Origin of the sequence: Candidatus Njordibacter sp. Uisw_039 (assembly GCF_047730075.1) — a bacterium.
Taxonomy (GTDB): domain Bacteria; phylum Pseudomonadota; class Gammaproteobacteria; order Pseudomonadales; family Balneatricaceae; genus Njordibacter.
Map to the genome: position 1 here is coordinate 2,327,573 of NZ_CP159831.1, position 24,120 is coordinate 2,351,692.

19 protein-coding genes are annotated in these 24,120 nt (G+C 46.6%); 10 read left to right on the top strand and 9 right to left on the bottom strand.

Going from position 1 to position 24,120, the window contains the following annotated elements; translation table 11 throughout:
- Positions 1-4: 4 nt before the first annotated feature.
- A complete protein-coding gene (locus tag ABXT70_RS11025; RefSeq protein WP_443640543.1) occupies positions 5-1,030 on the bottom strand; it encodes an alcohol dehydrogenase catalytic domain-containing protein in 1,026 nt (341 codons plus the stop codon).
- A gap of 230 nt (positions 1,031-1,260) precedes the next feature.
- Here ABXT70_RS11025 and ABXT70_RS11030 point away from each other — a divergent pair, with 230 nt between their 5' ends.
- From ABXT70_RS11030 to ABXT70_RS11060, 7 genes are all read left to right on the top strand, one after another.
- Positions 1,261-2,775, top strand: coding sequence for an aldehyde dehydrogenase family protein (locus ABXT70_RS11030; RefSeq protein WP_443640544.1), 1,515 nt, complete (start codon positions 1,261-1,263; stop codon positions 2,773-2,775).
- A gap of 9 nt (positions 2,776-2,784) precedes the next feature.
- Positions 2,785-3,462: a GntR family transcriptional regulator gene (locus ABXT70_RS11035; protein ID WP_443640545.1), complete on the top strand. Its 678-nt coding sequence runs from the start codon at positions 2,785-2,787 to the stop codon at positions 3,460-3,462.
- Positions 3,463-3,583: 121 nt separating this feature from the next.
- Positions 3,584-4,576: a BMP family protein gene (locus ABXT70_RS11040; RefSeq protein ID WP_443640546.1), complete on the top strand. Its 993-nt coding sequence runs from the start codon at positions 3,584-3,586 to the stop codon at positions 4,574-4,576.
- 93 nt (positions 4,577-4,669) lie between these two features.
- Positions 4,670-6,187, top strand: coding sequence for an ABC transporter ATP-binding protein (locus ABXT70_RS11045; RefSeq protein WP_443640547.1), 1,518 nt, complete (start codon positions 4,670-4,672; stop codon positions 6,185-6,187).
- Positions 6,184-7,278 (top strand): ABC transporter permease, encoded by a 1,095-nt coding sequence (locus ABXT70_RS11050; protein ID WP_443640548.1) that lies wholly within the window; start codon positions 6,184-6,186, stop codon positions 7,276-7,278. The genes ABXT70_RS11045 and ABXT70_RS11050 overlap by 4 nt, the downstream gene beginning before the upstream one ends.
- Positions 7,278-8,219 carry an ABC transporter permease gene (locus ABXT70_RS11055; protein WP_443640549.1) on the top strand — a complete coding sequence of 314 codons (942 nt, stop codon included), beginning with the start codon at positions 7,278-7,280 and terminating at the stop codon, positions 8,217-8,219. The genes ABXT70_RS11050 and ABXT70_RS11055 overlap by 1 nt, the downstream gene beginning before the upstream one ends.
- Entirely contained in the window at positions 8,219-9,502 is a 1,284-nt protein-coding gene (locus ABXT70_RS11060; protein WP_443640550.1) for an amidohydrolase family protein, read from the top strand. Before ABXT70_RS11055 ends, ABXT70_RS11060 begins: the two co-directional genes overlap by 1 nt.
- Positions 9,503-9,554: 52 nt before the next feature.
- Here ABXT70_RS11060 and ABXT70_RS11065 read toward each other — a convergent pair whose 3' ends face one another.
- From ABXT70_RS11065 to ABXT70_RS11085, 5 genes are all read right to left on the bottom strand, one after another.
- Positions 9,555-10,220: a TetR family transcriptional regulator C-terminal domain-containing protein gene (locus ABXT70_RS11065; RefSeq protein WP_443640551.1), complete on the bottom strand. Its 666-nt coding sequence runs from the start codon at positions 10,218-10,220 to the stop codon at positions 9,555-9,557.
- Between the two features lie 352 nt (positions 10,221-10,572).
- Complete coding sequence (locus ABXT70_RS11070; protein WP_443640552.1) at positions 10,573-11,220, bottom strand: HutD family protein; 648 nt, start codon at positions 11,218-11,220, stop codon at positions 10,573-10,575.
- Between the two features lie 38 nt (positions 11,221-11,258).
- Positions 11,259-12,527 (bottom strand): Coenzyme F420 hydrogenase/dehydrogenase, beta subunit C-terminal domain, encoded by a 1,269-nt coding sequence (locus tag ABXT70_RS11075; RefSeq protein ID WP_443640553.1) that lies wholly within the window; start codon positions 12,525-12,527, stop codon positions 11,259-11,261.
- 161 nt (positions 12,528-12,688) lie between these two features.
- A complete protein-coding gene (locus ABXT70_RS11080) occupies positions 12,689-14,200 on the bottom strand; it encodes a trimethylamine methyltransferase family protein (RefSeq protein ID WP_443640554.1) in 1,512 nt (503 codons plus the stop codon).
- Positions 14,193-16,646: an FAD-dependent oxidoreductase gene (locus tag ABXT70_RS11085; protein WP_443640555.1), complete on the bottom strand. Its 2,454-nt coding sequence runs from the start codon at positions 16,644-16,646 to the stop codon at positions 14,193-14,195. Before ABXT70_RS11085 ends, ABXT70_RS11080 begins: the two co-directional genes overlap by 8 nt.
- 132 nt (positions 16,647-16,778) lie before the next feature.
- Between ABXT70_RS11085 and ABXT70_RS11090 the strand changes: the two genes are divergently transcribed.
- The 3 genes from ABXT70_RS11090 to ABXT70_RS11100 all read left to right on the top strand — a co-directional run bounded on the left by ABXT70_RS11090 (position 16,779) and on the right by ABXT70_RS11100 (position 19,589).
- Positions 16,779-17,669: a LysR family transcriptional regulator gene (locus ABXT70_RS11090; RefSeq protein WP_443640556.1), complete on the top strand. Its 891-nt coding sequence runs from the start codon at positions 16,779-16,781 to the stop codon at positions 17,667-17,669.
- A 63-nt stretch (positions 17,670-17,732) separates the two neighbouring features.
- On the top strand, positions 17,733-18,608 hold the full coding sequence (locus ABXT70_RS11095; protein WP_443640557.1) for a DMT family transporter: 876 nt from the start codon (positions 17,733-17,735) through the stop codon (positions 18,606-18,608).
- A 78-nt stretch (positions 18,609-18,686) separates the two neighbouring features.
- The gene (locus ABXT70_RS11100; RefSeq protein WP_443640558.1) at positions 18,687-19,589 is read left to right on the top strand and encodes a DMT family transporter; all 903 of its coding nucleotides are present in this window, start codon (positions 18,687-18,689) and stop codon (positions 19,587-19,589) included.
- On the opposite strand, the gene ABXT70_RS11105 is transcribed toward ABXT70_RS11100, so the two are convergent.
- Genes ABXT70_RS11105 through ABXT70_RS11115 form a run of 3 tightly spaced genes read right to left on the bottom strand, consistent with a single transcriptional unit; the run spans position 19,590 to position 24,104 of the window.
- The gene (locus ABXT70_RS11105; protein ID WP_443640559.1) at positions 19,590-20,411 is read right to left on the bottom strand and encodes a 3-keto-5-aminohexanoate cleavage protein; all 822 of its coding nucleotides are present in this window, start codon (positions 20,409-20,411) and stop codon (positions 19,590-19,592) included.
- Positions 20,408-21,748: an aspartate aminotransferase family protein gene (locus ABXT70_RS11110; protein ID WP_443640560.1), complete on the bottom strand. Its 1,341-nt coding sequence runs from the start codon at positions 21,746-21,748 to the stop codon at positions 20,408-20,410. The genes ABXT70_RS11105 and ABXT70_RS11110 overlap by 4 nt, the downstream gene beginning before the upstream one ends.
- On the bottom strand, positions 21,741-24,104 hold the full coding sequence (locus ABXT70_RS11115) for a TRAP transporter permease (protein ID WP_443640561.1): 2,364 nt from the start codon (positions 24,102-24,104) through the stop codon (positions 21,741-21,743). The genes ABXT70_RS11110 and ABXT70_RS11115 overlap by 8 nt, the downstream gene beginning before the upstream one ends.
- Positions 24,105-24,120 lie beyond the last annotated feature (16 nt).

Consider the following 24,120-nt stretch of genomic DNA (forward strand, 5'->3'; position numbering starts at 1 on the left):
CGATTTAATGGAAGTCCAATACTGTGCGCCCTTCAGCTTTGCCTGCTTGCAGGTCAGCAAGGGCAATATTGACATCATCAAGCGATCTAGTGCTGATCACACCTTTAATTTTTCCATTTGCCGCCAGTTGCAAGAGCTCGCTCATTTCCTGCCGGTTTGATGCAGAACTGCCAATAACTTGTAGGCCACGCTCAATGAGTTCGTGGGCATAAAAAGCAAGCTGATCTGCCGGAACAGCTGTCAAAACTATCTTCGCTCGCGGTTTACAAACGGCGAGCATTAAAGGCCAAGTGGCCCCAACTGGCGCAAAGTTCACACAACCATCGGCACCTCCAAGAGCCTTAATCGATGCAATTGAATTGCTATTGGCGACAACCGTTTCATCAGCACCCAGTTTTTGAGCCGTATCTAATTTACCCTTGTCGACATCGACTGCAATGACGTTCATTCCCGATTGTTTTGCAATTTGAATTGCATATTGGCCCAACCCACCAAGGCCAAATATCGCCACCGTATCACCAGCTTTTAGGCCAGTTTTCTTTAACGAGGCGTAGGCTGCAGAACCGGCACACATTAAGGGTGCGGCCTCAATAGCAGGTACATTGTCAGGAATAGCAGTGGCCCAATCTTGGCGAAGGCATACATATTCGGCAAAGCACCCACTGACCGAGTAGCCTGTGGCATCAAAATCGGAGCAATAATTCTCTCCACCGGTGTGACATTCCCTACAATGACCACAGGCACTATATACATAGCCAATGCCGACACGATCTCCAATGTTAAACCGACCGTTGGGCGCTCCTACTTCCACCACTCGACCAACACCCTCATGACCCATAATCAAAGGTAGTGGATTGGGCGAAGCGTGATCCCCCCGGAAGATGTGCACGTCTGTAAAACAGACTCCACTGGCTTCAATCTTGACCAATATTTCGCCTGCTTTGGGGCTTGGACGTGCAACAGCTTTTACTTCAAGTGGGGCACCGTATTCGGTCAACAGCGCCGCTCTCATGGTTTTATTAGTAGACATCACGCTTTCCTTTTTTTATGATTGGTATACCAAAAATGCACATTAGGTATATTACACTAGCATATTATCTAAAATGCTGCTTACTACTTTAAAATTTCACTTATAACAGCCTGTTTATACCCGTTATATTCTATTTGGTATACACTATGAGCTAATTGGCACATTAAATGAAATCTCTCTAAACAGTGTAAACCGTGTGGCCGCTACTCTGTTAACCAGAAGGAAAGGCAATGTCGAACATCGTAAAAGAATTTCTGATACCGGGGACAAACAAAGGTCTGTTCTACGGCGGCCAATTCCAGGCCTCGACCTCAGGATCCGAAATAACTGTTCTTGATCCTGCGAGGGGGACACCGTTTACGACAGTTCCCAATGGCAGTGCTGAAGATATTCGAGCTGCCGTGTCTGCAGCACGTACTGCATTTCCAGCCTGGGCGGGGTTAGATGCCTTGGACCGAGGCAGATACCTTCGAGCGTTTGCAGAAGTCATTAGGCAAAACATTCCATTACTAGCCGTGCTGGAATCCAGAATCACCGGTCGTGCTGTACGTGAAATGAATGCGCAAATGTCGCGCATACCAGAATGGCTGGAGTATTACGCAGGCATTGCTCCCGGGCTGGAGGGAGAGGCAAACTACATCAAGGGGGATTATGTAACCTTGACCCAATACGAACCCTTGGGGCCAACGGCTCTTCTCACACCGTGGAATCACCCTGTTCTTATTTTGGTAAAAAAACTCTCTGCTGCACTGGCAGCGGGCAATACCTGCGTAATTAAACCCTCAGAACTGGCCCCAGTGTCCCCGTTAGTCATCGCCGCTCTTGCGACTCAAGCTGGATTACCAGATGGCGTGGTCAATGTGATCACTGGCGACGCCACAACGGGTGAGGCACTTTGTGTAGCAGATGATATCCACTTTATTGATCTCACCGGGGGCACTTCAACTGGCCGCAAGGTTGCAAGCGTTGCAGGTGAGAGGTTAATTAGAACAACGATGGAACTGGGAGGCAAAACCCCCGTTGTTGTGTGTGAAGATGCAGATATTGACGCGGCAGTTGCAGGCGTCTTATTTTCTGCGTTCGTTGCGTCTGGTCAGACCTGTGTTGCTGGATCTCGCATTATTGTGCACGAGTCTATCTACGACGAATTTGCACAAAGACTGGCTCAAAGGGCGGATCAAATACGACTTGGTGACCCGATGGACGAAAACACACAAATGGGTCCAGTTATCTGTCAAAAATCCCTTGACCGATGCAAACAGTTTATCGAAACAGCGAAAGCCGAAGGTGCACGGCAGATTGCTGGACTAGACCTTCTGGACCTTGATAGTGAGTTGGCTAATGGTTTTTATATACGCCCCACTGTATTTGCCGATGTTAAAATAAACCACACTCTGTTTCTCGAAGAAGTCTTTGGGCCGGTTATCTCACTCACTCGTGTCAGCAACGATGACGAAGCAATTACCTGCGCTAATGCGGGTGATTTTGGCCTTGGTGTTTCGATTTGGTCCCGAGATATCGGGCGGGCACATAGATTGTCAAAAAAAATTAGAGGTGGCGTTATCTGGCTGAATGATCATCATCGCAACGACCCCAGATCCGTCTGGGGTGGAGTTAAGGATAGTGGGTTCGGTAAAGAAAACGGTTGGGATGCTTTGCGGGCCTATATGACAAAAAAATCTATCGTAATCAGGACTCAAGATGGCTACGATGACTGGTTTAAGGATGGGCAAAGGTATGGGTGACGCTACACAATGAGCAGCACTGAGAAACGTAAGGCAAAAATCATTGCAACCGCGGTTGAAGCACGGATTATAAAGCGTGAATTGAAACCGGGAGATCGCCTCCCTGAAAGGTTACTTGCCGAAGAATTTGGCGTTTCACGAACACCTGTGCGTGAAGCAATCAGACAGCTTGTTGAAACCGGCCTGGTCACTGACAATGGAAGGCGCGGGGCGCTCGTTGCTCATTTGAGCATTTCTGAATTACTTGACGCGTTCCTTGTCGTTGCAGAACTTGAAGGACTCGCTGCCAGACAAGCAGCAAAGCGGATGCGGCATGAACAAATTGTTAAAGCATTTGATGCAAATGCACATTGTCAAAAAGCTTCAGTAGTAAAAGATACAGAAACATTCAATGCCATGAATATGGTTTTTCATAACTTGGTTATTGAGGGTTCGCACAATGCAATGTTGCAGAGTCAACTGAACACAGCCCGCACAATCACCTTCCCGTACCGGCACTACGTGTCCAGTTTACCAGGATATATGGCACAATCGGTTAAGGAGCATGATGCCGTACTCAAGGCAATATCAAACTCAGAAAGTGACACCGCCTACCAACTAATGAGAGATCACGTAAGACTGCAGGGAGAACAAATTGAAGACGTTATTCACCACCTAGAAAGGCAGAATAGTCGCACCGCTGGGTAATGAAAAAATCTTATTAGTGAAGAAAACATTCCTGCAGCTGTTCCTAAAAGTTGACCGATTGGTCAGTTTATGCTTTAGTGAAGATGCAATAAAAATAAAATTTAAATGTGAGGGTTGTATTATGAAGTTAATGTATATGATGGCGAAAGCACGCATGCTTATAGCTGCAGTTGCTTTTGGTTTGATATTAACACCGGCCATGGCCGTTGCTGGCACTATTAAAGTAGCTGGCATTTTCACCCTGCCGGTTGAGCAACAGTGGATTAGTCGCATCCATATTGCACTAAGCGCTGCTGAAAAACGTGGTGAGATTGAGTATGTATATTCTGAAAACGTCTCCAATACAGACTACGAACGCGTTATGCGAGAGTATTCTGAGCAAGGGGTAGACCTTATTGTAGGTGAAGTTTTTGGTCTTGAGCGCGCGGCACGTAAAGTAGCTGCTGACTATCCCAAAACAGCTTATTTAATGGGTTCTTCTTTTGCACCACAAGCGCCAAACTTCTCTATATTCGATAACTTCATCCATGAACCTGCCTATTTATCAGGCATGGCTGCAGGTGCCGTTAGTGAGTCAAATATAATTGGCATGGTGGGTGGTTACGCCATTCCTGAAGTTAACCGGTTAATGCATGCCTTTATGGCAGGTGCCCGTGAAGTAAATTCTGACGTCACTTTCCTAGTCAACTTTCTTGATAGCTGGTACGACCCCCCAAAGGCTAAAGAAAGTGCTTTTGCGATGATAGATGCCGGTGCTGACGTTATGTATGCCGAACGCTTTGGTGTGGCTGATGCGGCCGTTGAGCGTGGTAAAAAAGCCATAGGCAACGTTATTGACACTGCCAGCGACTATCCTGGCACCATATTGGCTTCAGCCATTTGGCATATGGAAGCCACAGTTGATACAGCAATCAGTGCTGTGGCAGATGGCTCGTACGTTGCTGACGACTATGGCCAATACAGCTATATGGCGCATAACGGCGGCTCGCTTACCATTGACGAAACCTTGGTACCTGCCGATGTAGTTGCTGCTATCAAGGCTAAAGAAGCAGCCATCCGTGATGGCAGCTTTGTTGTTACCATCAATGACGAGACTCCTGTATCAGATAATTGATACTGATCTGTTTTGTGTATCAAAATCCTGTTGGGTGACTCAGTTCACCTAACGGGATTTTTTATCCCCTCTTCCTTCTAGTGGATGTCCCATATGATCAATGACACGGTGCTTTCTCTAAATAAATTGAGCAAGCGATTTGGCACAGTAGTGGCAAATGAGTCGGTAACCATCGACTTAAAACGTGGAGAAATTCTGTCGTTGTTAGGTGAAAATGGTGCTGGGAAAACCACATTAATGAATATGCTTTTTGGCCACTACATGCCTGATTCTGGCAGTATTCAAGTGGCCGACGCCGAGGGTAACCTAGCGCCTTTGAGCTTAGGCCACCCTCAAGCAGCGCTGAATGCGGGCATTGGCATGGTTCATCAGCACTTTACCCTTGCCGAGAATTTATCCGCTATAGACAACATTTTACTAGGCTCTGAAAATTTATTTGCGTGGCGTCGCTCAATGGATACCGCCCGCGACAAAGTTAAAGACATCATGCAGCGCACAGGGTTAAATGCCCCCCTTGATACCATTGTAGGCAAGCTCTCAGTGGGTGAGCGCCAGCGGGTAGAAATTCTAAAAGCGCTTTATCGTGATGCACGTATATTGGTATTAGATGAACCCACCGCTGTGTTAACCCCCCAAGAAGCGGACACACTATTTGCCAATATAGATGTGATGGCTAAAGATGGTTTGTCAGTGATATTTATATCTCATAAATTACGTGAAGTTCTGGCTTTTTCCCATCGCATAGCGGTGTTGAGGCACGGAAAGAAGGTAGGTGAAATTGCAACCAAAGATGCTGATGAGAAAATAATATCTCGTTTGATGGTGGGTGCTGATACACCGACATCCCCACGAGAGACTCTTTCTGTTGGCGCACCAGTGCTTGAGTTAATTGACCTCTCTGTGACGGGTATTAGTGCCCGCAGCAGCCTAGAACAGATTAATTTAACCGTGTATGCAAGTGAAATTGTTGGTCTTGCAGGCATCTCGGGTAATGGCCAGTCTACTCTTGCACAGGTAATATCTGGTTTAACGAGTCCAACTTCAGGCCGGCTTGAAATTGATAACCAACCAGTGCAAAAATATACCCCCGCTAGTTTGCTAAAAGCTGGGGTAGGCAGAATACCTGAAGATCGTCATCATGATGGCATTATAGGTGCTATGAGCGTAGCTGAAAACTTAGCTATCGAGAGTCTCGACAGCAGCGATATTCAAAAAAATGGTTTTTTGCGTCATCAAAAGCTCAAACTTAATGCCCAACACCTAAGTCAGAAATACGATATACGGGGACCAGGCATTGAGGCTGAGACACGACTGTTATCAGGTGGAAATATCCAAAAACTCATACTAGCTAGAGTTTTTGAAGCATCTCCAAGATTGATTTTGGCTAATCAACCCACCCGTGGTCTGGATGTGGGCGCTGCTAGTGAAGTGGGCAAGCGACTGTTACAAGCACGTCAACGAGGTGCTGCTGTTTTGCTGATTTCAGAAGATCTGGACGAGCTATTGGCTTTGGCAGACCGCATTATCATCATGCACAATGGTGAGCTACATGTGGCGCCTGGCCGTGACCGCGCTCAAATAGGATTAATTATGGCAGGAGAAGTTTCATGATTCGTATCGAACCTCGTGAAGCACCCTCACGTCGCTTAACCGTTGGTATCCCAATAGCGTCAGCGATGCTTGCCTTGTTACTTGCTGCAATACCCCTAAGTTGGGCAGGAGCCAACATTGGTGAAGCTTATCAAGAAATGGCTAAAGGTATCTTTGGCTCAGTGTTCGCATTTACAGAAATGCTTACCCGCGCAACCCCACTTATATTTACGGGTTTAGCCGCTACTTTAGCGTTTCGTGCCAAGCTGTGGAACATTGGTGCCGAGGGCCAGTTATATCTGGGTGCCATGGCTGCTGTAGCTGTAGGCACAGGTTGGATCACCGGGCCCCCACTATTATTAATTCCAATGATTTTGATTGCCGGAGCAATGGCTGGTGCACTTGGTATGGCTGGCCCTGCTTATCTAAAAACACGCTTTGGTGCAGATGAGGTGGTAACAACGCTATTACTTAATTTTATCATCTTGATATTTATCCAAATGATGCTGGAAGGTCCACTTAAAGACCCTATGGGTATGGGATGGCCACAATCAAGCCCGGTAGTAGATAATGCCATTTTGCCCCAAATACTGCCGCGTATGCGCCTGCATTATGGCTTAGTGATTGCTCTTACGGCTGCCGTAATAGCCCATATCATGCTGTCCAAAAGTGTTTGGGGGCTAAAGCTTAGAGCCGTTGGCGAAAATGCGGCAGCGGCTTTGCACGCAGGTATTGGTGTGAAACGTACCTTAATGAGTGCAGCCCTTATTTCAGGTGCACTAGCGGGGTTAGCGGGTGTTAGTGAAGTAGCAGGCTTACGTGGCTACCTAACCACTGATTTATCACCTGGATATGGGTATACCGGTATTGTGGTGGCAATGCTTGCTGGATTGTCACCTCTAGGAGTGGTGCTTGCTGCGCTATTTATCGCTTCCGTATTTGTGGGAGCAGACACTATGAGCCGTGCCATGGGCGTGTCTAGCTACTTAGCAGATCTGGTTGTGTCTATGGCGTTAATCTGTGTATTGATCGGCGGCTTTATTGCCCGCTTCACTATCAAAATAACCCCTGCAAATAAAAAAGTATCCACCACAGACACTGGAGCAGCATAATGGAAATATTAGACATTTTGCTCAGTGAAAATTTCTGGGCTGCTGCGTTGCGTATTGCTACGCCATTAATTTTTGGTGTTTTAGGCGCCCTCATTTGTGAAAAGTCAGGTGTTTTAAACTTAGGTATTGAAGGCATTTTTGCTGCTGGTGCTATGGCTGGATGGATGGCCGTGTGGTTGGGTGCAGACCTTTGGGGTGGGTTATTCTTTGCGGCTTTGACAGGGGCTTTTTTTGGCCTTATACACGCCATTTTGACCGTGCCATTAGGGCTATCGCAACACGTTTCCGGATTAGGCATTACTATGTTTGCCACTTCTGTGAGTTACTTTACCTATCGCACCGCATTGCCACAAGTGAGCACACCACCACGTATCGAGCCATTCCAACCACTTGATATTCCGATACTGTCAGATATCCCTTTTCTTGGAACGGTGTTATTTAAACAAACAGCGATGACTTGGTTGGCACTTTTTCTGGTAGTTTTAGTGTGGTGGGTATATAACCGTACACCTTTGGGCCAAGCCCTCCGGGCTGTAGGGGACAACCCTGACGCAGTTGATGCTCAAGGCTTATCAGTATACGGTCTGCGCATGGGCGCTATTGTTGCTGGTTCTGCATGTATGGCTTTAGGCGGGGCCTTCCTCACCATGTCAGCTTTTGACGCCTTTTTCTTTGGTATGGTTAATGGACGTGGCTGGATCTGTATAGCCCTTGTTATCTTTGCCAGTTGGCGGCCAGGAAAAGCCCTACTGGGGGCTTTATTATTTGGGGCTTTTGACGCTTTTCAAGTACGCTTACAAACTGAGGTGGGTGCCTTTGTACCCTCTCAAGTGTTCTTAATGGCGCCCTACATACTATCAATTATTGCCCTGGTGATAGTAGCTCGTCGGGCAGAATATCCCCGCGCTCTGCTCACCCCATGGTTCAAAGGACAACGCTGATGAATTTTGATCTTCTAATTAAAAATGCTTGTTTGCAAGATGGCCGCCGTAATATTGACGTGGCTTGTTCCAACGGCACTATACTTGCGGTTAGGCCCAACATTGAAGAATCGGCCAGCGTGACCATTGATGCCCAGGGCCAACTGTTAAGCCCACCGTTTGTTGACCCTCACTTTCATATGGACTCCACTTTGTCCCTAGGACAACCTCGTATGAATATTTCTGGCACATTGCTTGAAGGTATTGCATTGTGGGGAGAGCTGAAGCCAAAACAAAGTGTAGATGATATTATCAAACGTGCCATACACTATTGTGACCTCGCAGTAGCAATGGGCATCGGTGCCATTCGCAGCCACGTTGACGTGTGTGATGACGAATTGAAAAGTGTCACAGCCATGCTTGAAGTGCGTCGTCTAGTGGCACCTTATTTGGACCTGCAGTTAGTCGCTTTTCCACAAGATGGTTTATTACGTGACCCAAACGCCCATGCAAACCTGATTCGGGCATTGGATATGGGTGTGGACGTGATCGGTGGTATCCCACATTTCGAACGCACCACGCAAGATGGCACATCATCCATCAAGATTCTATGTGAGCTGGCCGCCAACCGTGGACTGCGGGTAGATATGCATTGTGATGAGTCAGACGACCCCCACAGCCGCCATGTAGAAACCTTGGCTAGTGAAACTCTACGTCTGGGGTTGCAAGGGCGAGTTGCAGGATCTCACCTTACTTCCATGCATTCCATGGACAACTATTATGTTTCCAAACTGCTGCCGCTGCTAGCAGAAGCCGAATTACACGCTATCCCCAATCCACTTATCAACATCATGTTACAAGGTCGCCACGACAGCTATCCGAAACGCCGTGGTCAAACTCGAGTGCCTGAACTTAAAGCGGCGGGTGTTAATGTTGGTTTTGGTTCTGACTGTATGATGGATCCGTGGTACTCCATGGGCCGGGCAGACATGCTCGATGTAGCAAGCATGGGATTACATGTAGGGCAGCTATCAAGCCGGGCAGACATGGCGTGGTGTTTTGATGCAGTTAGTTATAATTCTGCGGCCATTATGGGTTTACAAGGTTATGGTATTGTTGAAGGTGGGCAGGCTAATATGGTTCTGTTGCAAGCCACAGACCCAATTGAAGCCATTCGATTAAAAGCCACACGCTTGATGGTCTTTCGTCAAGCTAAGTTGATCGCTCAAACACCAGCCAGCCATACCAAACTTGAATTACCAGGCCGGCCTAGTTTGATAGACCCAGCAAAACCATTGCTCTAGCACCATTTAGCAGCACGATAGTGCAGTATCAAAGAAATCTCTATTATGTCGATTACAGACGAGGTTTGAGGTCAAATCCACGTACGAGAACTTCAATGGCGAAACGAGTTGCTGGAGGGTATATTTCGCTATCATAGTCATTGGGTTTAATCACAGCCGCAATTTGTGATTCAAAGTCGGCATAGGTTTGTGTCAAAGCCCAAATCATAAAAAAAACATGCGCTGGTTCTATGGGGGCCATAAGCCCTTCATTTTGCCACTTCAAAAAAACTTGGCCTTTTTCCTTAACCCAAGCATGCAACTCGGTCTGAAAAAATTCCCCAATCACTGGTGCCCCAGCCATAATTTCCATAGCAATTAGGCGCGACGCCTCAGGGTACTGTTGAGACATTTGCATTTTTTTTGAGATATATTTGGTGATCACATCTATTGGCTGATCGCTACTTTGCAAATTACCAAGAGTACCCAACCAGCGCCTTAAAACCCGCACTATAACAACGTGATAGAGTTCTTTCTTTGTTTTGAAGTAATAAAGCATGTTGGTTTTTGACATGCCCGCTTCTTTTGCAATCTCATCAATGCGAGCACCTGAAAAACCTTTACGTGAAAAAACTTTAACTGCAGCTTCGAGCACTTTTTGTTGGTTTTTTTCACCAATAGATCCCGCTTTAAAGCGACTCGATGTTTCAGACGGAAGTGCATATGAGTGAATATTCATGTAAACAAAAATAGCCTAAATGTTATTATTATATTATAGATCAAGATACATGCTTGTTGTTGCACTGACAAGGCTATAAGGCCTAAAAAGGCAACGGTTTCCACCTAACTTTCTAACGGCGCAAAGCCTACTCAATTTAACAGGCTTAAGGTCAGTTTATGTTAGCTATTGAGCGCTAAATGCACCCATATACTGACACCATACTTAATAGCAGTTATGGACCTCCATTTGAGGTGGCCGCAGAAGGTGTGCCGCTTACTAAAAAGTATATCAGCTGATTATAGAGTGTTTAGGGCCGTAAATTGCTGAAAGTTGGAAGTAACAGCCAAGTGATAGTTTGTGTTGTTGCATATTACTGAGGTATAGCAATCACGCCGTGGTAAATTTTTGCCACATTGCTGATAATAGTATATCTCGAGGCGCCTAAATTCAGACCTTCGTTGCTTGAAATTAGTGCGTCACCTTGCCTCAAACGTTGCGACTGTTGATCCTCTATCCCGCTGTCCAACCTCACGTCACCCTCTATAACGTAGACAATATTGACTAGTACTTGGGGTGTATGGTCTCGCAAAAGTGGCAGTTGGAACAGCTCATCTAAGTTCATGTTTACAGTTTCTAACTGCAACACCCTATCGTTAACATAAACCTGTGGGTGGTGAATCAGGTTAGTGGCCAGAGCAGTAGTTGTGGTTAGCTTACATTTAAGTTGAGTGTCTCCAGAAAAATCAAACACCGTGCCGCTTTGGTCGATCAGTGTATTGTTATCTGAGGCATGTATCTCAAATACACATGCACCCCGCAATGTGCGGTGATGCCTAATGTAGCCGGGGTAAAGCGTGAAGTCAGACTCAGGGACTTCAATACTGGCCGTGGAAAACCGGACCATATAGTCTTTATCAGTAGCTGTTTCTGGAAACCGATAAATTTCACACACCTTGCCTGCGCCACCTCCCCAAGACTTAAGTGATGCTGGGTTGTGTTTTACGATACGAACATTCACCTTATTAGCCTCATTCCAGTCAAGGGTTATAAGTAAGTTTAAATGCAGGGTTTAGGCGTAGGCTGGTCTGCCTTACCTGCAATAACCCGGTCTAGGGTGCCTTGGCGTTGTTGTGCATTAACCACATCGGGCATTTCTGCAGCTAACTCCTTAATGCGCAAACGCTCAGCGTTAGGGAATAAACGCCCAGCGTCCTGCAGACCTTGATACCTTGGCCATGCTGCATATTTTTTTTGCATTTGGTGGGTTTGGTAAATACTCATGTGGTCTGGGGTGATGTCACGCTCAATGACTAATGCTCCAGCAGCACTGGCTTCGGCTAGCAAGGTGGTGCCTACCGTAGTTCGTGCGATCACCGCATTAGTGCCAAGATCTGTGGCACTGTCTTCACGGTTGGGCGACCCCAAAATCCATGTATCTGCTGCTGCAATATCGGCGGCTTCACCAATACCATCAGGGCAAACTTTACAACGAAAAGGCATGTCCCACATGCTCTCGTCGTCACCCCAAAAATCTAGATAATGAGCGTCTACAACCTTTTCTTCGGTAGTAATACGGGTTGGACCAGGGCAACCATGGCCACGATATCGCAGACCAGTAACCTGTTCTGGTTCCACTCCCATCCGTCGATAAAAGGCGTCAGTAGAGTCTGGTGGCAAATAACCACCACACACAGGGGTGAGCCAGAATTTAACCAGCTCATTAACCCGGTCATCTTCTTCTGCATAGTTGCGTAAACCAGCCAGATCACAGGGTTTACCAATAAAGGCAAAGGGTTGGTTTCGCTCTAGTACCTTCTCAATGGCTATCAAGGGTGCCGTGGGACCATAGCGTGAGCCAGAACCTTGTAGTACTTGTTCAGGCGTAGTACTGATATGCATTTCACCAAAGCTGGGCTCAGTACTGTGAGGTTTGGCATGCAAGATAAAATCAACTTGCTTAGAGGTCAGTAAATAGCAGGCAAGAGCAGTCAGTACCCCCGCTGTGGCGCCGATATGACGTTGGTGGGCGTCTCCAGCCCAGGTTCGCGCCATACGTTGCCATGGGCCCCATACATTATCTACTTTAGCATCAGTGGCAATGAGCTTGGTTGGTAGGCCTACAGGATGCACACCTGGGCAAATTCGGTGAACTAAGTCAGCAGTGGCGTGGTCTATGTCCTCACTTACAATAGGCACTAAATAGCCAGACGTGCCCTTTTGAACCTTTATTAAATGGTCCCCAGCTGCGGCCTGACAAAGGCCACAACCGGTGCACAACCCGTTTTCAACAATTTGGTCTACGCGTTGTTTTGGAGTGAGAGTCATAGGTAATCCTTGTGCACTTTAACTGTACTTTTGCCTGTATGTAGTAAAAAAATTAGTCTTTAAACCCACATTCGCGATATTTTACTCCCTAACTCAACTAATAAGACAGGGTTTTCGTAACCAAAGTAAATGCTCACTTACAAGCATTAACTATCCCAACATTAAGTCAGTAATATAGGGAAATTCTTGCGTATTTCTAAATCTATTTCTGGGTCTAAATAGCTAGGTTGGTGCTGCAGCAACTGCTGTGCCTTTACCTTTGCGCGATCCCAGTGATCCAAAGACCCTGACTCTTGCCAGACGATAGGCTCTTCACGACTTGCAAGTTTTGGGTAATAATAATCCCGCTCCATAGACATCATGGTTTCTGTCGCATCTATAAAATGGCCAGACCCAGCAACAGCTGCTTTAATAGATTCGAAACCTAAATCTTCATCTGTCACTTCAATACCACGAATGGTTCGGTGTACATGGGATAACATTTCATCGTCCATCACAAACGCTTCAAACGATGCACCTAACAAACTGGCCATCATGCCCGAAGATTCATACACCATGTTACCACCAGCAAGCCCACAAGCTAAGGCTGAGAGGGCTTTTTCCATACCCATTTGCGCATCGGGTGCTTTGGCGTCTGTCATACTAGAACCACAACCAGACGGCAGGCCTAAGCTGTTTGAAAGCTGCGCTGATGCCGCATTAAGAAGCGCCATTTCACCACCACCTCCACGAAAAGCCCCGGTGCGAAGGTCAATGACTAGAGGCCAGTTAGAGAATATCATCGGGTAGCCGGGTTCAAACACATTCACCATAATAAGTGCAGCTAAGGTTTCAGCTAAGGTTAAAGCCAAGGTGCCTGCCAATGGCGCGGGTGAAGTGGCACCAGTCATACCTGCAACGATGTTGCTCATAGGCACGCCATACTTCATACACTCCAAAGCTACCATCACCGCATCTTCGCCATACTTCAGTGGCGAAATAACAGGACTTATATGGGCTTTACAAAATGGCCTTTGTGCAAATTTACCCTTCCCACCCATGGCCATGTCAAACATTTTAACAATAGGCGCCACGTGTTCTGGCAGCGTAAAGCTTGTAGCCACAGGCTTGGTCGTACCTTTTAATAACGCATAAGCCGTATTGATGTCTAACTCGTATAAGTCTGGCACGTCAGTGGCCACACAACAGCGAGTAAACCACGCAACATTAGGTAACTGATCTACTAAGCGAGTAAAGTCATGCAGGTCGGTTAAGGTAGACGGCCTGTACTGACCACTGTGCAGATCAAGGGTTTGCACCGCAGCACCACCGGTGCCAAAGTACACTTTATCACCACCTACCTCAATGTCGTGCTTTGGGTCGCGACCATAAAAGGTGAATTGTTTGCAGGCACCAGCAATGATCTTCTCAACCATGGCGGGGGGATAGCATAACCTGCCCCCATCATTTAACTTTGCACCATAGTCTAAAGCCTTTTCAAGCAGCACAGGGGGCACATCAGCCATACCAATTTCATCTAAAATACGCAAAGACTCAGCATAAATACGTCGCACTTGAGCTGGCGTTAAGGGTTGATACTGTCCGCCAGATTGCCCTGGTGCACATGGGTTGGTAACTGGAGGTCTAGCCCGTTGAGCATGTTTTGCAGCTCGTGCAGAAGGTCGTCTAGCCACCGGTCACCTCCAGCTCTTTATTGCGTGGTTTAAGATTCTCTGGATCATATAAACAGCGTTCAATCACCTGCGCATCTCGATATGTGCCAATAATACGTACCGTAAATAACTGATCTGCCTGCGCGAATTCAGCTTCTACATAGGCATAGGCGAGGTTTTTGTCAACTCTGTGGCCATAACCACCAGAGGTGACTACACCTACCTGCTTACCCTGGTAAAATACAGGATCGCCTCCGTGGGCAGGTGCGGTCTCACATGCCACTTCCAAAGTAACTAATTTTTTAGAACAGCCTTTGGTAAGGGCTTTAATCAGCGCCTGTTTGCCAACAAAGTCAGATTTATTGAGCTGAACAAAACGGTATAAGCCAGCCTCCATCGGATTAAATTCATCAATGATATCTGCCTTCCAGTGTAAATAACCTTTTTCCAAACGCATGGATTCCGAAGCATAGAGGCCAAACCTACTTAAATTAAAGGCTTCTCCAGCACTTTTTAGTAGCTGCCAAACCAAATACAGCTGCTCATTAGGCACATGTAATTCGTAGGCTAGCTCACCTGAAAAACTAACACTCATGGCCTGCACTTGGGCATGACCAATACCCATAGAACGCACCTGCATCCAACCAAAGGTTTGTGCACTCCAATCACAACGAGGCGATAATGATTGCAGTAAGTCGCGGGATTTAGGGCCCGCCAAAACCAAAATAGTGTGGCTGTTGGCCATCTCTTTGAGACTCACAGTGGCTGGCATACTGGTAGATAAATAGTCCCTATCATGCCATTCTGCAGCTGCTGCAGACCCATACCAGAAGTGGTTGTCACCTAACTTAGCAAGGGTTGCCTCGCACAACATATGGCCATTATGATTGAGTAGATAGCACAAGCGTACCTGACCCACATTTTCCGGTATGCCACCACACGCCAAATGATCTAGCCACTCTTCTACACCTTCACCCTTAAGTTCATAGCGGTTAAAGCCAGACACTTCCATTACGCCCACGTCTTTCTGAAGGGCGGCGATTTCTTGCGCTACTATGGGATGAGATTCATTAAAGCAATACGTTGCTGTTTCTTCAAAATCTGCCGTTGGTTTGAACATCAACACTCGTTCCCAACCATTTACTGTGCCCCACACTGCTCCTACTTGATCTAACACACTGTAGAGTGGTGTTGTACGAGCTAACCGCGCTGCTGGGCGTTGCTCATGGGGCATGTGATAGTGAAACTCATTTTGGTAGTCTTCTATGGCTTTAAGACACGTGTGTTCAGTATTCGCGTATTCAGTAAATCGGCGTGGGTCTGTGTACCAAGAATCCCACTCTGACTGACCTGACACAATAATCTCTGCCAAAATCTTGCCATGGCCACCACTTTCACCGATACCAGCACGCAGGCCAATGGCACAATAAGCATTTTCAATGCCAGGAATAGGCCCGATTAGTGGGGCGCCATCAATCGTATAGGTAATAGGGCCATTAATAATGGTGTGAATACCTACATTTTTTAAGGCTGGTAAACATTCAAAAATACCCTCCATATTGTCTAAACACCGATCTAAATCATCTACACAAAGGGCCTTAGTAAAGTCTGGGCTGATACCATCCATACCAAAGGTTTTACAGCCTTGTTCATAGACCCCAACCAATAACCCCTTTTTTTCTTGTCGGCAATAAAAATCATCCCGTGGGTCACGGATAATCGGCACCCTAAAATCCAAAGCCTCAAGTTCTACCATGGGCTCCGTAAGAAAATACATGTGTTCCATGGAGGTTACTGGATGCTGAACGCCCAACATGTTGCCTACTTCATTTACACGGTAGCCAGTGGCATTGACCACTTTTTCGCAGGTAATGTCGCCTTTGAGGGTATGCACAATGAACTCGCCATTAGCTTTACGGGTAATGTTTTCTACAGGATTAAAACGATACACCTTAGCCCCCGCTTCTCTGGCTTTACGCACCATGGCAAAGGTAATACCGGCTGGGTCGATGTCACCATCTAACGGGTCCCACCAAGCACCTAGCAACCCATCTGGGTTTAATAGCGGATGGCGCCTAGCGACTTCGGCTGGGTCAATAAATTCCATGTCGGCACCCATGCCATTAGCCATACCCACCATGTGCTGGTAGGTATCAACTTGAGCGGCTGTGTTCGCAAGGCGCATGCCACCAGTAATATGGTAGGAAAACGGAAAGTCCACATCATCTGCTAACTGTTTATACAGTTGAATACTGTGGCGCTTAAGGGCAATAGCAGTTTGATTAGCACCAAATTGGGTCACTTGTGCTGCCGCATGCCAAGTGGAGCCAGAGGTAAGCTCATCCCGTTCAACTAACACAATATCGGTCCAGCCGTGATCTATAGCCAAATGATAAAATACTGATGCACCGGCAATACCGCCACCAATCACCACCACGCGCGCGTGAGAATCTACCCGTTCGCTCATACTTCAACCCCAAAAAAATAGCCTGACTACATCAGTACTTTGCTTGAATATAACCCCAATTTACTCACACAAAAAGCATCAGACAAGTAAAAACTATTGCATTATGGTTCAAAAATATTCAACAATAGGCTAATGAAACATTCCCTCCCCCCTCTGGATTCGTTAAAAGCTTTTGAAGCTGCCGCAAGGCGCTTAAGCATTACCTTAGCAGCCGATGAACTGTGCCTCACTAAAGGTGCAGTAAGCTACCAAATTAAACGCTTAGAGCAACACCTTGGGCACCCATTATTTAAACGAACAACGCGCCAGATTTTACTTACCGATGCTGGCCAAATGTTTTACCAAACCACCCAAAAAGTATTTGAAGACTTGTCCAACCAAATACGCCTGCTAAACCAACAACATCAACAAAATTTGGTCATTGCGGTGACTAGCTATGTTGCGTTGCGCTGGCTTTCCCCAAAATTGGCCAGTTTTTGTGCGCAGCACCCCAGCATTAATGTGATCATTCAGCACGCCATTAATCAGCCCCATTTTAGCAACCAAGGAGTGGATATTAGTATTCGTTGGCAAGAGTGTGGGGGCAGCTTAAACAATGACACTGGCATCCATTTACCTATGCCAATGTTTGCTGTAGCCAGCCCAAGCTTAATCCAACGATACCAATTGTTGGCGGGGGGTTTGGATGCGCCAGCAAATCTTGGCCAAGCACCCTGGCTCAGCATCCCTTTGTTATGTGAAGAGAGAGATTTAGACTTATGGCAACTCTGGTGCCAAGGACAGCCCTTAGCCAACCCCCACCACATGATCGAAGATGCCAATGTGCGGGTACAAGCCGCCATTGATGGCCAAGGTATTATGCTGGCAGATGCCTTAATGCAAACAGAGATTAACAATCACAGCCTAATCTCCGTGAGCACTCACCAATTGCAAGGATATGGTTATGTTATTACCCCCCACTCAAGTCATCCACAAGTGCAGTTGTTAATGCGGTGGTTACAAACTTTCGCAGACTCATTTTAACTAGTGTTATCAGTCAGAAAACTAGCTATAGTGAGCGATCGTTTTCCCATCATAGTTTGTCATATGCCTAGCAAATCAGAAAATCTCACCGGCATGTTTTACATGACCCTATCCATGGCATCATTCTGTCTAGCCGACTTAGCCTTAAAATGGGCTTGTGAACTACTACCCACAGGGCAGGTGATGTTCATTCTGGGATTGGGTTGCTGCGCCCTGTTTTGGTCTATCGTTAGCCGTAAACAAGAAAAAGTTCTAACCCGCGTATTTTTTATACCCGCAGTGCTATTGCGAACTGTGGGTGAAGCCGTTGCTGTAATCTTCATTTTTCTAGCATTAATAAACTCCGCCTTCACTTCTGTAGCGGCCATTTTACAAACCCTGCCTTTATTGATGACTTTAATATCATTTCTATTTTTGGGCGAAAAAGTGGGCATGCGCCACCTTTTGGCAGTGGTTGTTGGGTTTGCTGGGGTATTGCTTATCATTCAACCTGGCGCAGACAGCTTTGATGTATTTTCTCTCTACGCAGTGCTGGCAGTGATCGGACTGTCTATGCGCGATGTAGGTTCACACTTATCACCCAGTTCAATTTCTGCTTCAATGTTAGCCCTCTATGGGGCTATGACATTTGTGGTTATCGGTTTGGTAATGATGTGGTTTGGGGGGGCTAAAATGCCTTCATTGGAGGCAGCAGGTTATTTACTGGCGATGATTTTATTAGCCTCATCTGGCAGTTATTACACAACTAAAGCAATGCGTTTGGGCGAAATATCTGTCATTAGCCCATTACGCTATACGCGTCTATTATTCGGCATGATGGTGGGTGTGTTTATACTGCATGAAGAAGTAGATCAATACATGCTGCTGGGTTCAGCCATTATCGTTATGGCTGGACTTTATGTTTTGTTTAGAGAACAACGTTATAGGGTAGTGCATTAATCAGCAACATTGAGACTTCTTCGATAATGATAATTAATTTCAATAATATAAAGGCACTCACCAGCCTAGAATTAATTAATGGCGATGAGCCACATCAGTATGCTCCTGTCTAACCTTCACAAAGGCGCCCTGCTAATACTGCTTTCAGAGCTTGCATTAGTTCTCACAGGTGTAATGATTCATGAACTCACAAGACAGGTACCTACAGAGATTTTGGTATTGGCGCGTAATGCTATGGGTTTAATGTTCTTTGTACCGTGGCTTTTGCATAACGGTCAGCGCTCAATAGCAACCCAGCACCTACCCTTGCACTTAACTCGCTCCCTTATTGGTATCGTGGCCATGTATTGCCTGTTTTACTCTTGGGGACATTTGCCGTTAGCCCAAGCAGCCGTACTTAAACAAACAGCTCCCTTTTTTATCCCCATCGTGGGCTTTATCTGGCTTAAAGAACGCATTACTAGCTGGACCATAATGGCCATCCTAGTCGGTTTTATTGGTGTTTGGATCATCCTTAATCCCGAAAAACAAACTGAAATACCTTGGGTGGCTTTACTGGCTATTTTGGGTGCTTTATTAGGGGCCACTGCTAAAGTAGTAGTGCGCAAATTAACCATGACCGAAAGCAGTATCGTGATTGTGTTTTACTTATCCCTATTCAACACCTTATTTTCCTTAGTACCCGCTTTATTGGTATGGAATACACCCAGCCTGTGGTTGTTGGCTGGCATGGCGTTAATGGCAGGATTTGCGACCCTGGCGCAATTACTCTTGAGCAAGGGTTATCGGTACGCAGCTGCGGGACAATTAGGTCCCTTTACCTATGGTTCTGTGATTTTTGCCAGTTTATTGGGCTGGCTCCTGTGGGATGAATTGGTCACTTCAGAGGCCATGTTGGGTATGGCTCTAGTAGTGGGTTCTGGGGTGTTAGTGATGCTAGGTTCAGTTAAGGCAAGAGCCTCAAACAGTGAGCGAGTATAACTACTCCCTCACACCAAGCATTAGCTTTGCTTCCTGCGCGCTAGCTAGACTGCGACCCTGAATTTGGGCATAGCTTGCAACTTGAGCAACTAAAGTGTGATTATTGGCAGCAAGTTCACCAGATGGCAGCCACAAATTGTTTTCAAACCCAACCCTTGCATGACCGCCAATATCGATCGCATTAGTTATGCAGGCATGCTCGTTCTGACCAAAAGCACAGGCAAACCATGGAGATTGGCTTTTGGGCTTCATGAATTCATCTAAGTCTGAGGGCTGGGCCTGTAAATTTTCTCGATACCGGCCCAACACGTATAGTACACAGGCTTTTTTTCCAGGCAACACGCCAGCTTTTTGTAATTCATTGAGGCGCTTTAAGTCTGCAGCATCATAAAGAATAACCTGCAGCTGAACTTGGGCCTCGTTAGCCCAGCTAAAAAAATGCTTGGCCCCAACTTCGCTTGCAACAGTGGGCACCAACTCACGTAACGCCACACTAGCCATCTTGGGGCGCAGTTTTGTCACTAGGTCCATTTGCTGCTGGGTACTATATTGGCCTACCGCTTCCGTAGTAATTTGCACTAACATGTCTGGCACTTGATTTGACATTTCAGCTAACAATTCTTCATAAATGAAGGCATCCAAGCTGTGCTTACCTTGCTTATCTCGAATATGGGCGTGCAATATACAGGCCCCTGCTTGCTGACATGCTAAAGCTGCAATAACTGTTTGCTCTATAGTCATGGGCAAACCATGATGATCTTTCTCATTACGTCTGGCACCGTTGGGTGCCACCATAATCATCAACGGCAGATGCTTGCTCAATTAACTAATACCTTATTGATTGACTGCGATAGCTTGGCAACTAATTCATCTATTTGGGCTTCGCTAATAATAAACGGTGGTGCAAGCAAAATATGATCTCCCTGCATACCATCGATAGTGCCCGCCATAGGGTAGCAAATTAACCCAGCCTCAAAGGCAGCCTTTTTGACTTTGCCTGCGGTGCCTAGGTTAGATGAAAGAGGGGCTTTAGTATGGCGATCTGCAACTAACTCAATACCTTGAAACAACCCAAGGCCACGAATATCTCCCACATTAGAGTGTCCACCCAAGACATCACTGAGGGCACTGTGGAGATACTCTCCACGCAGCACTACCTGCTTTAATAGATCTTCATCAAGAATTTTACGAGTCACAGCCAGGGCAGCCGCACAGGCAACAGGATGAGCCATGTAGGTATAGCCATGTTGGAAAAAACCACTACCTTGCGCTACAGCTTGGTATATTTTATTACTTACAAGCATTGCTCCAATAGGCTGATACCCAGCACCTAAACCTTTTGCCATGCACAACAGGTCCGGAACTACCATATCTTGCTCGCAGGCAAAGAGCTTTCCTATGCGGCCCATGCCACACATCACTTCGTCTAAGATCAATAACACGCCATATTGATCACATATTTCTCGTATACGGGAAAAATAACCAGCAACAGCAGGGACTGCACCCATTGTAGCACCCACTACAGGCTCGGCCACAAAGGCCATCACGTTATCAGCTCCAAGTGTTAAAATTTCTTGCTCTAGCTCATTAGCAACACGCAGACCATAGTCTAGTTCTGTTTCACCACGCTGCTGATCTCTATAGGCATAACAGGGAGAAATATGACTTACCTCCACTAACAAGGGTAGAAATGGTTGGCGCCGCCATTGGTTACCACCCGCAGCCAATGCGCCTAAGGTATTACCATGGTAACTCTGTCGTCTGGCGATCACTCGGCTTCGCTGTGGTTGGCCTAGCTCAATAAAATACTGCCGAGCAAGCTTTAAAGCAGACTCAACCGCTTCCGATCCACCTGAGACTAAATACACTCGATCTAAGCCCGCAGGTGCATGTTGTATCAAAACCCGTGCCAGTTGTTCGGCTGGTTCAGAGGTGAAAAAACCAGTATGGGCAAAAGCAATCTGATCTAGCTGAGCTTTCATGGCATTGGTGACATCCCGATCACCATGGCCCAAACAGGATACCGCAGCTCCACCAGAACCATCCAAATATTGTTTGCCTCGATGGTCAGTGATGTAGCAACCCTGGCCACTCACTGCCACAGGTTTTTCGCCATGGCAGTGTCGGTGGAATACGTGACTTGATAGACTCTTAGACATGCATTTCACCTCCACTTAAGTTTAAGCGTCGACGACGCTGATTTAACCACACCAAAGCAATGAGCATAAACGCAGGTACAAATGCCCATTCTCGTTGTGGGCGATCCAAGGACTGCACATCAATGGCCGTCACGGCATCATAATAGTCTATGCCTACAGCTTCCGCTGGGCTCAAGTAGCTTAGATTCTGTACAAACCAGCCATCTTGCTCTTCGTAGGCCAGACTCATGCCTAAATTTTCTGCAGAGAATGGTCCAACGACGTTGACTGGAAACACGAATAACTTGAATCGATCGCCGTAATTGGTGTGCCGGGTCACGTGCAAGCGCACCTGCTGCCCCTGGGTCAGAACCAACTGCCCCTGCGTAAAGGTGTCAAATTCAACAGCTTCATACTCAGGCCAAATGCGATTCATGGCTGCATTAGGTAAAAACAAAATCCATGTCGCTAAAAGTAATACAAGGCTTTCATACCAGCGGTTACGGATCAGTAACCACCCTTGCGTTGCAGAGCTAAAACTCAAAATAGCGACTAAGGCTACCAAGAACACACTGATACCATGCCACCAGCTGGTTATCCCTATGAGCAGCAACTGTGGATTAAAGATAAACACAAAGGGCAATATTGCCGTGCGGATATCGTAGGTAAATGCCTGTATCCCAGTTTTGATGGGGTCAGCTCGAGAAATTGCTGAGGCCGCATAGGCGGCTAAACACACCGGCGGTGTGTCATCCGCTAATAGGCCAAAATAAAATACGAACAAATGTACGGCAATAATGGGCAAGGTCAAGCCCGCAGCACTACCAAGCTCTACCAACACTCCAGCCATTAAGGACGCTACCACCAGATAGTTGGCAGTGGTGGGTAAGCCAATGCCCAAAATCAAGCACAGCAGAGCCGTGAGGCCCAGCAGCAGATATATATTATTGCCAGCAATAGCCTCCACCAAACCCACCATCGCATTATTGAGGCCTGTAGATGACACAGCACCAACAATAATACCTGCCGTAGCCACGGCCACACCGATGGTAATCATATTGCGTGTACCCGATACCATGCCCTGTATGACATCAGTGGCGCCAGATTTAAAGCGTGTCCAAATGGAATCTTCAGCTTTGTTAGGCCGCCAAAAGTGTTGTACAAGGATAATGCCCATAAGAAATAAAATGGAATAGAACACCGCACTTCCTGGAGTCCAGCGCTTTATCATGAGCAGGTAAACCAGCACTATTATCGGTAATAAATAATGCAGTCCACTAATAAAGGTTTTCCATAGATGCGGAATATCTGCTCTAGGCATGCCTTTGAGGTCTAGTTTCAAGGCTTCCAAGTGAGAAATATAGAGTAAGGCCATGTAGCTAATCAGTGCAGGCACAATTGCAGCCTTAACCACTTCCATGTAACTGATGCCAATGTACTCTGCCATTATGAACGCCGCGGCACCCATGATAGGCGGCATTAATTGGCCATTAGTAGAGGCAGCCACTTCGATAGCGCCAGCTTTAACAGCTGGCATACCCATTTTACGCATTACTGGAATAGTAAAAGTACCAGTAGTCACCACATTGGCAATGGACGACCCAGAAATTGTGCCCGTCATACCTGAGGCTAGAATTGCAGCTTTAGCAGGCCCACCACGATAGCGTCCCACCATAGCAAAAGCCAAATCTAAAAAGTACTTTCCTGCGCCAGCTCTTTCTAATAATGCGCCAAAAAGTACAAACAAAAACACGAAACTGACTGACACATCTAGCGGAATGCCAAAGATAGCCTCTCCACCCAACCAGTGGTACCCCACAAGCCGTTCAAGGGAAACACCTTTATGCGAGATCAGTTCAGGCATGGACTGACCAAATATGGAATAGATTAAAAACACCGAACTCACTATCACCAATGGTAAACCCAAGGCTCTGCGAGTAGCTTCTAGCAACAAGGCCACACCAACCACACCGATGATCATTTCAAGGGGCCAGTCGATACCCAGCCAGCTCACACTGAGCAACATACCATGACGTTCAACAATATTGGCATAAGCCAAGGGTACGTATAAGGTGACCGCCACGGCCAGTAATGCCAACAGCAAGTCCCACTTAGCAACATAATTACGCCTACTGTGGCTTTTCCTTGCGCCATATAGCAAAAAACACAAGGACATGGCGAACGCAAGATGAATAGCCCGCTTCGGCACATCAATTAAGATGCCCCAACCTAAACTGAAGGGTAAAGGTGACGCTATCCACAATTGAAATAGGCACCAAGACAAAGCTATTACAGAGACGAGTATAGCCCATGACCCTTGTAGAGGTTTGGATTTGAACTCGATCTCTTCAGCCAATAACTGAGGATCAGAAGTCATGAGGAGGACTCAAATT